Genomic DNA, 12,549 nt, shown 5'->3' on the forward strand with positions numbered 1-12,549 from the left:
GTCACGATGCCAGCGCCCAAGGCCGCTGGCGCGCTGCGCACGATAGGGGAATTGGCCGAAGAGATCGGCCGGCCTCAGCACATCCTTCGCTATTGGGAAACGCGGTTCCCGCAACTGCGTCCGCTCACCCGTGCGGGCAATCGCCGTTATTACCGCCCTGAAGACGTCGCGCTGGTGAAGCGAATCCATGATCTGCTGACCAACGAAGGCTATACGATTCGCGGCGTGCAGAAATTGCTGGCTGCGGAGAAGGGTGGAAAGACGCCATCGCCCAAGGCCTTTTCGGCCGGCAGTCTCGAATCGATCCGCGAATCGCTGGTGAAGGCGCTCGAGGACGACGAAGGCTAGTCTTTCCCCGGGCCCAATGCGGGATCGAGATCGCGCGGACGGGTGAAGCGAATCAGTTCGCCCTTGCCGGGCTTCACGCCTTCCCAATTATCAGTGTCGAAACGCATCTCGGCGAGGCTGGCGGTGGGGAATTTGATCTCGACATCGTCGCGCAGCGGCACCCCGTCGGGCACCAGTGTCAGCACCAGCTCCTCCAGCCCGGGATTATGCCCCGCCAGCAGCACGTGATTCGCGCCTTCTGGCAATTCGAGGATCAGATCGAGCAACGTCGCGGTCGAGGCGAGATAGATGCGCTGGTCCCATGCCGGGGCGAGGTCGCTGCCATAGCCCTGCCCGACATGGTCGAGCGTTTCGACCACGCGAACCGCCGGCGAGGCGATGACATGGTCGAATTCCAGCCCGATCGCCTTCATGTAGCGGCCGACCGCCACCGCCGCGCGCTGGCCCTTGGGATTCAACGGCCGATCGAAGTCGCGCGCGACCGGATCGTCCCATCCCGATTTGGCGTGTCGCAGCAAGGTGAGCGTCTTCATGCCTGCTCCGGATCGGTGGTCGCATCGTTGGTCGCCCGGGCCTCATGCCGCAAGCGTGTTGCCAAGGAAAGACGAACTCGCTCGACCGCTTCGTCCAGCGTCACGCGCGCGATCGGCGTCGCCGCGGGAAAGGCGCTCAACAGGCGCGAGGGCATCGCCGCCGAGAGAAGGACGAAGGTGCCCCGATCGTCGGCGCGGCGGATCAGCCGGCCGAATGCCTGTGCCATCCGTGCGCGGACGATGCGGTCGTCATAGGCCGTGCCGCCCCCCGCCAGCCGCCGCGCCGCATGGAGCACGGTCGGCTTGGGCCAGGGGACGCCTTCCATCACCACCAGCCGCAGCGAATGGCCGGGCACGTCCACCCCGTCGCGAAGCGCATCGGTGCCGATCAGCGAGGTGCGCGGATCGTCGCGGAAGATATCGACCAAAGTGCCTGTGTCGATGGGATCGACATGCTGGGCCAGCAGCGGCAGCCCCTCGCGCGCCAGCCGGTCGGCGATGCGCGCGTGCACCGCGCGCAGCCGGCGGATCGCAGTGAACAGCCCCAGCGTCCCGCCCTCCGCCGCGACGATCAGCCGGGCATAGGCGTTCGCGAGGGCAGGGAGGTGGCCGCGCTTCACATCGGTGACGATCAGCACTTCGGATTGCTCGCCATAGTCGAACGGGCTCAGCGCTTCGAACCGGCCGGGCGGGCGCATCAGGTGCGATGCGCCGCTCCGCGCCTCGGCCAGTTCCCAGTCGCCCCCCGCGCGCAGCGTGGCCGAAGTGATGACGGCGCCATGTGCGGGCTTGAGCACCGTTTCGGCAAAGGGTTTCGCCGGATCGAGCCAGTGGCGATGCAGGCCGACATCATATTCGCGTCCTTCGACGCGATCGACCGCCAGCCAGTCGACATATTCGGAATCCGCCGGCCCGCCGATCCGCGCGATCAGCGCCAGCCACGCGCCAACTGTTTCGGTGCGCCAGCCGAGCGAGGCGATCGCCCCTTCGATTCGCGCGCGGGCCTGTCCGTCCATCCAGTCGGGCGCTTCGGCGAGCACCGCTTCGAGCCGCCGGCCCAAGGTCACCATCGGGCGGAGCAGCGCGTCGAGCGCGGCTCCGGCCGGGCCTGCCGCTTCGACCAGCACCGCGTCCGGTTCGGCCAGTTCGGTTTCCAGCCCGTACCCCGCGTCGGCCCCGCCTTCGTCACGAGCGAACACCAGTCCGCGCACCGCAGCCAGCAGCGACTCGACCGGACCGAAGGGCTGGCCTTCGCCCATCCGCTGGAGCCAGCCATCGCCCGGCAGCGCTTGCGCGGCGGTGACAGCGGCCGCGATTGCTTCGCCGCCTTCGCTGTCATAGCTGGCGACGTCACTCAGTCGTGCCGCCAATCCGCGCCGCCGTCCGCGCGATCCGGATTCGGGGCCGGTGATCCAGCGACGCAACTCGATCGCTTCCTGACCGGTGAGTGCGGCGGAGAACATCGCGTCGGCAGCGTCGAACAGGTGATGTCCCTCGTCGAACACATATCGCGTCGGCCGCGCGCTGGTTTCGCGCCCCCGCGCCGCGTTGACCATCACCAGCGCATGGTTGGCGATGACGATATCGGCATCCACACTGGCCCGCGCCGCGCGCTCAATGAAACACTTCCGGTAATGCGGACACCCGGCATAGACGCATTCGCCGCGCCGGTCGGTCAGCGCGGTCGATCCGTTGCGGCGGAACAGTACCGGCAGCCAGCCGGGCAAGTCGCCCCCGATCATGTCGCCATCGGCGGTATAGGCGGCCCATCGCGCCACCAGTTGCGCCAGGATCGCCGCGCGCCCGGCGAAACCGCCCTGCAGCGCATCTTCCAGATTGAGCAGGCACAGATAGTTCTCGCGCCCCTTGCGGGTCACGATCCGCTTCCTGCGGGTCTCGCCATCGGGAAACAACCGTTCGGTCTCGTGCGACAGCTGGCGTTGCAGCGCCTTGGTGAAGGTCGAGACCCACACTGCACCATCGGCCTGCGCCGCCCATAGCGAGGCGGGGGCGAGATAGCCCAGCGTCTTGCCGATCCCCGTGCCCGCTTCGGCCAGCATCAGATTGGGCGAATCGCGCATCTCCCTCGGCGCGAATGCCCGCGCCGCGGCATTGGCATAGTCGCGCTGCCCCTGGCGCTGCTCCGCGCCTTGCCCGGTCAGCTGCGCCAGCCGTGCCGCGACATCTTCGTCGTGCAGGGTCACCGTGCGCGGGGCAGGGCGGGGCGGCTGCTCGCTCCATTCGGGCAGCTTGGAATAGAGCCAGCGTTCCGCGCGCTCGGGCTTGTCGAGCCGCTGGGACACCGCCGGACCCCAAGGCCAGCGCAGCCGGAACAGCGATTGCGCCGCGTGCCACGCGCCTTCGCGCTCGGGCCAGTCGCCGCCGGTGATCGCCAGCAGTGCTTCGGCCGCGTCGCGCAGGAACGGTGCGACTTCGGCATCGCTTGCCGGCGGCGCAAGGCCCGCGGCGCGCGCCAGCCCCCGGGGCGTCGGCACCATGAAACGGGCGGGACGAAGGAAGGCGAACAGCTCGAGCAGGTCGAGCCCGTTGATCTCGGGATGGCCGAGCCGTTGGCCGATCAGCGGCGCATTGAGCAGGATCGTCGGCGTATCCGCCGCGATCCGGATCGCTTCGCCACGCCCCACCGCGCGCGTTTCGCCGTCCGGCAGCGCCACCCATACGCCGCTATGGCTGGCATGGAGCGCGGGGTAGGGGAGGGCGAGGGACATCCGGGCTATTCTGTACACTTTTCGTTCCGAGTGAATACCCGGTTCGTGCGGGGTCAGCGCGCGCGGTTCAGTCCCAGAAGCGCCACTCGGCATCCTTCAGCGGATTGTCGACTCGCGTCCCGCCTTCGCCAAAGCAGACGAAGCGCATTACCTGATCGTTATAGCTGCCTTCGCCCGGCACGCGATATTCGGGAGTCGGCGATGGTTCGCTGACCAATATGTTTCCCTCGGCATCCAGCGCGGCAAACTCGATCGTCCGGAACAGCTTTTTCGTGCAGTGAAAGCCCATTGTCACGGCGATGTTGTACGCGCCGTTCGCGCGCGGCTGGGCATAGGCGCTCAACGTCAGCACCGATCTTGTGTCGCCTTCGATCGTGATGGTGCCCGCCTCGACATACATCGCCATGCGATCGGTGCCGTCGATATAATGCCATCGGGGATCAGGCGCATTGGTGGCGAACAAGAGCGCGAACATGGCAGGAATTAGCGGCATCGATCTGTCTTTCCCCGGAAAATCTGCGCCTTCGCACTCCGCTCCGCTGTCCGTAACCCCCGTTCGGGGTAAGCTGCGCCGGTTTCCGTGGCCCCGCGCGGGCGATTGACCGGTCTCTGGCGCTGGCACCCCGCGCCGCTCTTCGCTAGACGCGCCTCACGATGACCGACAAGCAAGCCCTCCGCGCCGCCGCACTCGAATCCAAGGCCTGGCCTTACGAAGAAGCGCGCAAGCTGCTGAAACGCTACCCCGATGGCGCGCCGGAAAAGGGCTATGTGCTGTTCGAGACCGGCTATGGTCCCTCGGGCCTGCCGCATATCGGCACCTTCAACGAAGTGCTGCGCACCACGATGGTGCGCCGTGCGTTCGAGGAAATGTCGGATATCCCGACCCGCCTGATCGCGTTCAGCGATGATATGGACGGGCTGCGCAAGGTGCCGGACAATGTGCCGAACGGCGACATGCTGGCGCGTTATATCGGCCATCCGCTGACCAGGGTGCCGGATCCGTTCGGCAAGTTCGACAGTTTCGCGGATCATAACAATGCGATGCTGCGCGATTTCCTGGATCGCTTCGGCTTCGAATATGAATTCGTGTCGTCCACCGACTATTACGGATCGGGCAAGTTCGACGACGCGCTGCGCGGCGTGCTGCGCAACTATCAGGGCATTATGGACGTGATGCTCCCCACGCTGCGTGCCGAGCGTCAGGCGACCTATTCGCCGGTGCTGCCGGTCAGCCCGAAGAGCGGCATCGTGTTGCAGGTGCCGATCGAGGTGCTGGACGTGGAGACCGGCATGATCGCCTTCATGGATGAGGGCGAGCGGATCGAGCAGACCATATTGGGCGGCAAGGCCAAGCTGCAATGGAAGGCCGACTGGGCGATGCGCTGGATCGCGCTTGGCGTCGATTACGAGATGTCGGGCAAGGACCTGATCGATTCGGTGATCCAGTCGGGCAAGATCGCGCGCGTGCTTGGCGCCCGCCCGCCCGAGGGGTTCAATTACGAACTGTTCCTCGACGCCAAGGGCGAGAAGATCTCGAAGACCAAGGGCAACGGCCTCTCGATCGAGCAATGGCTGACCTATGGTCCCGACGAGAGCCTTGCCTTCTACATCTATCGCGAGCCGAAAAAGGCCAAGGCGCTGCACCTCGGCCTGATCCCGCGCGCGGTGGACGATTACTGGCAGTTCCGCGGCAATTACGGGGCGCAGGAAATCGCCCAGAAGCTCGGCAATCCGGTCCACCATATCCATAACGGCCCGCCCCCCGCCGAGACGCTGCCGGTCACCTTCGGCCTGTTGCTCAACCTCGTCGGCGTGATGGGTGAGGCCACGAAGGAACAGGTCTGGGGCTATCTCGCCAATTACGTGCCCGATGCGACGCCGGAGAAGTGGCCCGCGCTCGACGCGCTGATCGGCTACGCCATCGCCTATGTGCGCGACGTGGCGGAAAAGCCGGTGCGCCGCGCGCCCGAGGGCGTCGAGGTGCAGGCATTGCAGGATCTCGACGATCAGCTTACCGCGCTCGGCGACGATGCGGATGCCGAGGCCATCCAGAACATCGTCTATGAGATCGGCAAGGCGCGCTTCGGCAAGGAAGCCCTGCGCGACTGGTTCAAGGCACTGTACGAGACGTTGCTGGGCAGCTCGCAAGGGCCGCGCATGGGCAGCTTCATCGCGCTTTACGGCGTGGAGAACAGCCGCAAGCTGATCGCAGAGGCTCTGGCGAAAGCCTAGGGCGTAGACCAGCGTAGCCTGAGCGGGCCACTTTCCGCGCCCCGCAATGTCGTGACGCCGGCGCTTTTCAGCGATGCCTCCACCGTGTCGGCCAGTGTCGCCGGGCCGCTGATCTCGATCGGTTCGCCCCGGCGCACCGCGGCCCAGGCGGCGTCGGCGAGCCCGGTCTTGTCCGGTCCATCCTCACTCACCGTGATTTCACCGAGCGGCAGTCTTGGCGGTACCAGCATCACCTGCCAGCCTTTCTCGGCTGTGGTGAGGCGGGCTTCGAGCGTACGATAGGCAGTCAGGTTCGCGCCCGGCAATGGCGTTGCGCGAACATAGGCGCGTCGCTTGGCGGCATCGATCAGCACCTGATCGGGATCGACGCCTGCCATCACCGAAAGCATGTTGGTCAGGCGGACGGTTACGGCTTCGGCCGATCCGGCCTGACCTTCGGCATTCTTGATCGCGCTGGCCTCGGCTTGGGCCGTGGTCCCGACGCGATACTGGTTGATCTTGACCTCGACGGGCTGGTCGAACAGGCGCGTAAGCGCTTCGGCCGTTTCGGCTTGGGCCTGGGGGCGGAGTTCGGGCGTCAGCACCGTGGCGACCACGCGCAAGGGGTGCGCGGCATAGTCGAGATCGACCTGGCTCAGCCGCGCGTCCGGGCTGAACTGCGCAGCCAGCACGGCGCGTGCCTGGCGCCCGGCGCCGACTTCCCACGCGATCTGCTTGAGCGACAGGCCGAGCGGCACCGCCAATGCCGCGAAGGATATCAGGGCCAACACGGTCTGGAGCATCGTCTGCTGCGGCGAAAGACTCGTGCCGAAGCCATAGATGCGCGCCATCAGTGCGGCCGAAAGGGCGATGGTCATCAGGTTGGTGAAGAACAGCAACAGCGCTCCGCCAAACACCGTCCAGTTGGCGATGGCCAGCCCGAAGCCGACTGTTGCCAGCGGCGGCATCAGCGCCGTCGCGATCGCCGCGCCCACGATCGTGCCCTCCCTGCCTCGAATCATCGCATAGGCCCCGGCCAGTGCGGAGAAGAGTGCCACGAGCAGGTCGAACAGGTTCGGGCGCGTCCGTGCGGCGATCTCGTCGGTCACATTCTGAAGCGGCGAGAAGATTACGATCAACGCGCAGAACAGGACCGCCAGCACGATCCCGCCGAGCAACGCAATCGCGCTCGCCCGGATTTCTCTCGAATCGAAAGTGGCAAGGCCGAAGCCCAAACCGATGATCGGCCCCATCAGCGGCGAGATCAGCATCGCTCCGATCACCACGGCGGGTGAGGACAGCAACAAACCCAGCATCGCGATGCCGCCGGACATCAGGATCATGAAAGCGTAGCGCCCGCTCCAATGCCCGTCGTTGCGCACCTTTTCCATCACGCCGACATGGTCGACGGTGCGGACGATGGTGCGGCGCCACCATCGCCATAGCGGGAAACGGTCGGTGTCGATGCTTGCGTTCATCGGTGGATCTTAAGGGGTTCTGCACCGCGACTCCAGGCGATAGGAGGTACCGGCAGGGAGCAGCAGACCATGACCGCAACTCACAAACGATCGACCGTGTCCCCGCTGCGCGATTTCGTGCAGTCCGAGGCGGCGGGCGGGATCGTGCTGATGGTGGCGTCCGCGCTGGCGCTGATCGTCGCCAACTCGCCTTGGGCGGAGATCTATTTCCATACGCTCCATGCCGTCACGGGCCCGGTAATCGCTCCGGCGCACGGGGCGATGACGGTGCACTTATGGATCAACGATGCGCTGATGGCCGTGTTCTTCCTGCTCGTCGGGCTGGAGATCAAGGGCGAATTCAGCAGCGGGCGGTTGACGACATGGGAGCAGCGCCGCCTGCCAGTACTGGCCGCCGTGGCGGGAATGGCGGTGCCCGCGATATTCTATCTTGGCATCACGGCGTCGACACCGGGCCTGTCGAACGGCTGGGCGATCCCTGCCGCGACCGACATTGCCTTCGCGATGGGGTTGCTCGCGATCCTCGGCAGACGCGCACCGGCTTCGCTCAAGCTGCTGCTCGTCACCATCGCGATCGTCGACGATATGGGCGCGGTGGCGATCATCGCGCTGGTCTATACCGCGCATCTCGACGTGCCGTCGCTCGGCGCAGCGGCGCTGGTGCTGGCTGCCATGTTCGCGCTGGCGCGGTTCCACGTGGAACGGCTGACGCCTTATCTGCTGCTGGCGGCCTTGCTGTGGTACTTCGTATTCCTGTCGGGCGTACATGCGACGATCGCGGGGGTGGCGGCGGCGATGGCGATCCCCGATGCGCCGCGGCATCGGCTCGAGGCGGTACTGAACCCGCTGGTTGCCTTCCTCATCGTTCCCCTGTTCGGCTTCGCCAATGCCGGGGTCTCGCTTGGCGGGATGAGCCCTGCGATCCTGCTCGCCCCGCTACCGCTGGGCATCGCGCTCGGGCTGTTCGTGGGCAAGCAGATCGGCATCTTCGGCAGTATCTGGCTGGCGGCCAAGACCCGCTTCGCCGCGAAGCCTGCGGGAACGAGCTGGATACAAGTCTATGGCATGGCGCTGCTCGCCGGCATCGGCTTCACCATGAGCCTGTTCATCGGCGGCCTCGCTTTTCCGGGACGGCCCGAACTGATCGACGAAGTGAAGATCGGCGTGCTGGCCGGGTCCCTCCTGTCGGCGCTGGCGGGCTACCTCGTCCTGCGCACGAGCGGGCGGGGCGCTTCAGCGTGATTCGAACGGCGATCTGAGCTGGCGCAGCAGATGGTCGGCATGCGCGTCGCTGGCGCTGCCCAGTCCGATCCGCGCGACCGGCTGTAGTTCGCGAAACGTCCCGAACAGCCGGTCCCACAGCGTCAGCAGCTCGCCATAATTGCTGTCGCACTCGGCGCGGCTGGCCGAATGATGCACCAGATGCAGTCCCGGCGTGACCAGCACGCGACCCAGTATCCGCTCGAGCGCCGGAGTGAGCCGCAAATTGGCGTGGCTCCACAGGTTGGCGGTGGCAATCGCTGTTTCGATTGCCGCGACTGCCCAGGGTGGCGCTCCCAGCACGAGAGCCACGCCGCCCAGGGCTGTAATCATCAGGATCAGTTCGCCCGGATGGTTGCGCAGCGCGGTAGAGAGATCGACTTCTCGATCGGCATGATGGACCCGGTGAAACCGCCACAGCAACGCGCGGGCATGCACCATCCGGTGGACCCAATAGCCGGTCAGCGTGCGGGCCAGCAGCGTGACGAGGAGCGCCGCGACTGCGGGAAATGCGACCTGGTTCATCAGCCCGATCCGCTGCGACCCGGCGAAGACGGCCGTCGCCAGCACGCTCACCGGAAGGGCCGCGGCAATCGCGATGTTGACCGCGCCCAGCAGGAAATTGGTGGCCAGCCGCTGCCCGCTGTCGTCGGTTGCCCGCGCGCGCCAGATCAGTTCGGCGACTGCAAGCACCGCGAAGGAAATCAGGAAAACCAGCAGCCCGGTCATGCCGTGTCGTGCGCCTCCAGATCGCCTTTACGCTGCGGTAACGATGTGGCAAATTCGCACTCTAAGCAATTGGGAGATGGACATGCGCAAATTCGATTTCGGAACGATTGCCATCACTGGCGTCATGCTTGTCGCCGCCACTCCGGCTTTCGCGGGCGTTCCGCCCAGCCCCGCTCCGGTGGTCGGTCTCGGCCTCGCGGGCATGGCCGCGCTTGCGGTCGGCTATCGCGTGCTGCGCCGCCGCTTCAAGTAAACCCGCGCCGTTGAATATCTCTATCCCGGGGCCGGTCCTGAGCGACCGGCCCCGGCTGTTCGCCTTTTGCGCGGCGCTGGCGGCCGTCAATGGAATGGCCGCGATCATTCTCGATTCGATCGGTGCAGGGGGCACGCTGGCGGCGCTGCTCGGGCTTGCCGGCGTCAGCGCGGTCTTCTGGTTCGCGCTTTATGCTGTCGCCACGATTGCCCGCGAGGGCGCCGGGCCGCGCATTACGCCGACTGACAAGCTGGTTGCGGGTGCGGTCCTGCTGGGCGCGCTGCTACCCTATCCGATGACCGGGTCGATCGCGACGCTGATCGCCGCCGCCTATCTCTTCGTCCAGGGCCCGGCCCGCTCGCGCGAACGCCGCATGGCGATCATTCTTCTCGCCGTCACCGGGACCCTGTTGTGGGGCAGGATTCTGCTGCCGGTATTCGCGCCGCAACTGCTGGGTCTCGATGCCTGGGTAGTCGGTCAGGTCGCCGGCAGCCCGGTGCTGGGCAATACCGTCGCGTTCAGCGGATCGGGCGACCGGTTCGCGATCAGCCCGTCCTGCTCGTCGCTCCACAATATCTCGCTGGCGGTCATCCTGTGGGCGACACTGACTCAATTGCTCCGCCTGTCGATCACGCCTCGGCTGATGGCCGTCTGCATCGCCGGTGTCGCAACGATGGCCGGGGTCAATTGTCTCAGGCTCGCGACGATCGCCGCGAATCAAAGCGATTTCGAATACTGGCATGTCGGCGCGGGCGCGGGCATGTTCGGATGGCTGGCGCTGATTGCTGGCGGACTGGTGATCGGAGGGGGCATAATTGTCGCGGGCAGTGATCGTTACGAGCCTCTGGTTCTGCCTGCTGAGCGGTCTGACGCTGGGCTTCAAGGCGCTGGCGACTCGGCCGCAACTGCCTGACGAGCAACGGCTGGCGACGACGATTGCCGCACAATTGAACGCGGCAGGCTTCACCACCCGGATCGAGGTTCGCGGGCTGGGCCATGTCGTCCATGCCCGCCGTGGCGATTGCCGGCTGATGGCGCGCAGCGGCGATCAGTCGGGCCAGACGATGCCGGTTCTGATGCTCAGCGCGAAGCCCTATGGGGCGCTCCGCTTCGGCTATCGCGGAAGCCTGTCAGATCAGCCCGCGAGATTGCGTCCCACGCTCGAAGGCTATGCCCAGCGCCAGCTAGCGATGATCGGCATCGCCTATGAACGGCCGGTGCAGATCGCCATCGCGCTCAGCCCGGCATGCAACGCGCATCTTCCCGACCTGAGCCGCCTCGGTCTGTGGATGCGCGACGCCTGAGAGCTCCGCCGGATTCGATTGCCCGCCTCTTGCCACCCTGCCAGCGTCCCGGGGTCCGGACGGGGAGGGCGAGTGAGTTTCGATTCTTCCATTCGCGCGCGAGGGGGGGGACTACCGCTCGCGGGTTCGCGGTGTGCGCCATCCGCACTAGCGGCTGAGCACCGAACAGATACTCGATGCCAACGGCTGACGTCAGATGCCCAGCCACTCAAGCGGTGCTGGGAGGATGTCGGCCGAATAGTCCACCTGCAGCACCCGGCGATGCCTTGGCGCGGTCGCGGTGGCGGAGGCGTGGAGGATCGGGGTGGCGTAGAGCCAGATATCGCCGCGATCGGCGAGGCACGTCGCTGTGCTGCACCGGGCAATGGTCGCTTCGACCTCCGTTTCGGGGATACGGCCCATCAGGTGCGATCCCGGCGCGATCAGTAGCGGGGCGTTAGTCTCGTCCACGGAGTCGAGATGGATGCGGATGGTCAACATCCGCTCGATCAGCGCGAAGGGCGGCTCGACATGGCGGAGCCCCGCCTTGATTGACCACGGACCGTAGCCGGGCATTTCGGCCCGCGCCCGCACCGCGATGGTGCGGTCCTGATGCCAGCCGAGCGCCCAATTGGTCGATTCGCTCTTGTCGAACAGGATCGCGCGGACCGGCCGCCGGCCGGCAAGTTGCGCGGCGCGACTTCCGATCGAATCGAGGATCGCCGCCAGTCCGGTGACACCATACAAGCGGATGCCGGCCTGATCGGCGGGCTGTCCGGCCAGCGCCGTTTCCAGCGCCTCAAGAAAAGGGGCGGCCGCACCGGACAAGTGCGCCGCCCCATGTTCGTCGAGGTTCAACCGGGCCTCAGAGCTTGCTCGTCAGTTCGGGGACGATCTTGAAGAGGTCTCCGACGAGGCCGATGTCTGCGACCTGGAAGATCGGTGCGTCTTCGTCCTTGTTGATCGCGATGATCGTCTTGGAGTCCTTCATGCCCGCCAGATGCTGGATCGCGCCGGAAATGCCGACCGCGATATAGACTTCCGGAGCGACGATCTTGCCGGTCTGGCCGACCTGATAGTCGTTGGGGACATAGCCCGCGTCGACCGCGGCGCGCGACGCACCCACGCCCGCGCCCAGCTTGTCCGCCAGCGGCTCGATGATGCTGTGGAAGTTCTCGCTGTTCTGCAGCGCGCGGCCGCCAGAGACGATGATCTTCGCCGAAGTCAGTTCCGGACGCTCCGACTTCGCAATCTCTGCGCTCACGAACTTCGAGATGCCCGTGTCCGATGCGCCGGAAACGGCTTCCACTGTGCCCGAGCCGCCGCTCGCTTCGGCCTTGGCGAATGCCGTACCGCGCACCGTGATCACCAGCTTCTTGTCGCTGGTCTTGACCGTGGCGATGGCGTTGCCGGCATAGATCGGACGCGTGAACGTGTCCGCGCCTTCCACCGACAATATGTCGCTGATCTGCATCACATCGAGCAAAGCCGCGACACGCGGGGCGATGTTCTTGCCGTTGCTCGTCGCGGGGAAGAGGACGGCGTCATGGCTGTCCATCAGGCTGACGATCAGCGGCGCGGCATTCTCGGCCAGCGCATGGGCCAGCGAAGCGTCGTCGGCCAGATGCACCTTGCCCACGCCCGCAATCTTCGCGGCTTCGTCAGCGACTGCGGCACAGCCCGCGCCTGCAACGAGGAGATGGACTTCACCCAGCTGCGACGCCG

At 66.1% G+C, this 12,549-nt stretch carries 13 protein-coding genes; 6 read left to right on the forward strand and 7 right to left on the reverse strand.

The window, feature by feature from the left end; genetic code table 11:
• Positions 1-6 precede the first annotated feature (6 nt).
• Complete coding sequence (locus tag HHL13_RS16450; RefSeq protein WP_169556676.1) at positions 7-348, forward strand: MerR family transcriptional regulator; 342 nt, start codon at positions 7-9, stop codon at positions 346-348.
• On the opposite strand, the gene HHL13_RS16455 is transcribed toward HHL13_RS16450, so the two are convergent.
• The 3 genes from HHL13_RS16455 to HHL13_RS16465 form a co-directional block, all read right to left on the reverse strand.
• Positions 345-881, reverse strand: a complete 537-nt coding sequence (locus HHL13_RS16455; protein WP_169556677.1) for a histidine phosphatase family protein — start codon at positions 879-881, stop codon at positions 345-347. The two genes, HHL13_RS16450 and HHL13_RS16455, sit on opposite strands and share 4 nt — an antisense overlap.
• Positions 878-3,610, reverse strand: coding sequence for an ATP-dependent DNA helicase (locus tag HHL13_RS16460; RefSeq protein ID WP_169556678.1), 2,733 nt, complete (start codon positions 3,608-3,610; stop codon positions 878-880). The genes HHL13_RS16455 and HHL13_RS16460 overlap by 4 nt, the downstream gene beginning before the upstream one ends.
• Before the next feature lie 67 nt (positions 3,611-3,677).
• Entirely contained in the window at positions 3,678-4,085 is a 408-nt protein-coding gene (locus HHL13_RS16465; protein WP_169556679.1) for a surface-adhesin E family protein, read from the reverse strand.
• Positions 4,086-4,264: 179 nt separating this feature from the next.
• Between HHL13_RS16465 and HHL13_RS16470 the strand changes: the two genes are divergently transcribed.
• Positions 4,265-5,842, forward strand: coding sequence for a lysine--tRNA ligase (locus HHL13_RS16470; protein WP_169556680.1), 1,578 nt, complete (start codon positions 4,265-4,267; stop codon positions 5,840-5,842).
• Here the strand turns inward: HHL13_RS16470 and HHL13_RS16475 are convergent.
• Entirely contained in the window at positions 5,839-7,299 is a 1,461-nt protein-coding gene (locus tag HHL13_RS16475) for a DUF389 domain-containing protein (protein WP_169556681.1), read from the reverse strand. The genes HHL13_RS16470 and HHL13_RS16475 overlap by 4 nt on opposite strands.
• A gap of 69 nt (positions 7,300-7,368) precedes the next feature.
• Here HHL13_RS16475 and nhaA point away from each other — a divergent pair, with 69 nt between their 5' ends.
• Positions 7,369-8,541, forward strand: coding sequence for a Na+/H+ antiporter NhaA (gene nhaA, locus HHL13_RS16480; RefSeq protein ID WP_169556682.1), 1,173 nt, complete (start codon positions 7,369-7,371; stop codon positions 8,539-8,541).
• Here nhaA and HHL13_RS16485 read toward each other — a convergent pair.
• Positions 8,533-9,288 (reverse strand): sterol desaturase family protein, encoded by a 756-nt coding sequence (locus HHL13_RS16485; protein WP_169556683.1) that lies wholly within the window; start codon positions 9,286-9,288, stop codon positions 8,533-8,535. The genes nhaA and HHL13_RS16485 overlap by 9 nt on opposite strands.
• A gap of 82 nt (positions 9,289-9,370) precedes the next feature.
• On the opposite strand from HHL13_RS16485, the gene HHL13_RS16490 reads away from it, so the two are divergent.
• The 3 genes from HHL13_RS16490 to HHL13_RS16500 are packed head-to-tail and all read left to right on the forward strand — an operon-like array spanning position 9,371 to position 10,845.
• Positions 9,371-9,541 carry a hypothetical protein gene (locus tag HHL13_RS16490; RefSeq protein ID WP_169556684.1) on the forward strand — a complete coding sequence of 57 codons (171 nt, stop codon included), beginning with the start codon at positions 9,371-9,373 and terminating at the stop codon, positions 9,539-9,541.
• Positions 9,542-9,551: 10 nt separating this feature from the next.
• A complete protein-coding gene (locus tag HHL13_RS16495; protein ID WP_169556685.1) occupies positions 9,552-10,454 on the forward strand; it encodes a hypothetical protein in 903 nt (300 codons plus the stop codon).
• Positions 10,369-10,845: a hypothetical protein gene (locus HHL13_RS16500; RefSeq protein WP_169556686.1), complete on the forward strand. Its 477-nt coding sequence runs from the start codon at positions 10,369-10,371 to the stop codon at positions 10,843-10,845. The genes HHL13_RS16495 and HHL13_RS16500 overlap by 86 nt, the downstream gene beginning before the upstream one ends.
• Positions 10,846-11,037: 192 nt before the next feature.
• Here the strand turns inward: HHL13_RS16500 and HHL13_RS16505 are convergent, their stop codons facing one another.
• Complete coding sequence (locus HHL13_RS16505; protein ID WP_169556687.1) at positions 11,038-11,682, reverse strand: phytanoyl-CoA dioxygenase family protein; 645 nt, start codon at positions 11,680-11,682, stop codon at positions 11,038-11,040.
• A gap of 7 nt (positions 11,683-11,689) precedes the next feature.
• A partial coding sequence (locus HHL13_RS16510) for an electron transfer flavoprotein subunit alpha/FixB family protein (RefSeq protein ID WP_169556688.1) occupies positions 11,690-12,549 on the reverse strand: 860 nt, incomplete at its 5' end.

The sequence above is a fragment of the Sphingomonas sp. G-3-2-10 genome, from assembly GCF_012927115.1.
Lineage (GTDB): Bacteria > Pseudomonadota > Alphaproteobacteria > Sphingomonadales > Sphingomonadaceae > Sphingomonas.

Bases quoted from the DNA above. Each gene is read 5' to 3' on its own strand.
- HHL13_RS16470 (WP_169556680.1), top strand. From the start codon at position 4,265: ATGACCGACAAGCAAGCCCTCCGCGCCGCCGCACTCGAATCCAAGGCC.
- HHL13_RS16465 (WP_169556679.1), bottom strand. From the start codon at position 4,085: ATGTTCGCGCTCTTGTTCGCCACCAATGCGCCTGATCCCCGATGGCAT.
- HHL13_RS16460 (WP_169556678.1), bottom strand. From the start codon at position 3,610: ATGTCCCTCGCCCTCCCCTACCCCGCGCTCCATGCCAGCCATAGCGGC.
- HHL13_RS16490 (WP_169556684.1), top strand. From the start codon at position 9,371: ATGCGCAAATTCGATTTCGGAACGATTGCCATCACTGGCGTCATGCTT.
- HHL13_RS16450 (WP_169556676.1), top strand. From the start codon at position 7: ATGCCAGCGCCCAAGGCCGCTGGCGCGCTGCGCACGATAGGGGAATTG.
- HHL13_RS16455 (WP_169556677.1), bottom strand. From the start codon at position 881: ATGAAGACGCTCACCTTGCTGCGACACGCCAAATCGGGATGGGACGAT.
- nhaA (WP_169556682.1), top strand. From the start codon at position 7,369: ATGACCGCAACTCACAAACGATCGACCGTGTCCCCGCTGCGCGATTTC.
- HHL13_RS16485 (WP_169556683.1), bottom strand. From the start codon at position 9,288: ATGACCGGGCTGCTGGTTTTCCTGATTTCCTTCGCGGTGCTTGCAGTC.
- HHL13_RS16475 (WP_169556681.1), bottom strand. From the start codon at position 7,299: ATGAACGCAAGCATCGACACCGACCGTTTCCCGCTATGGCGATGGTGG.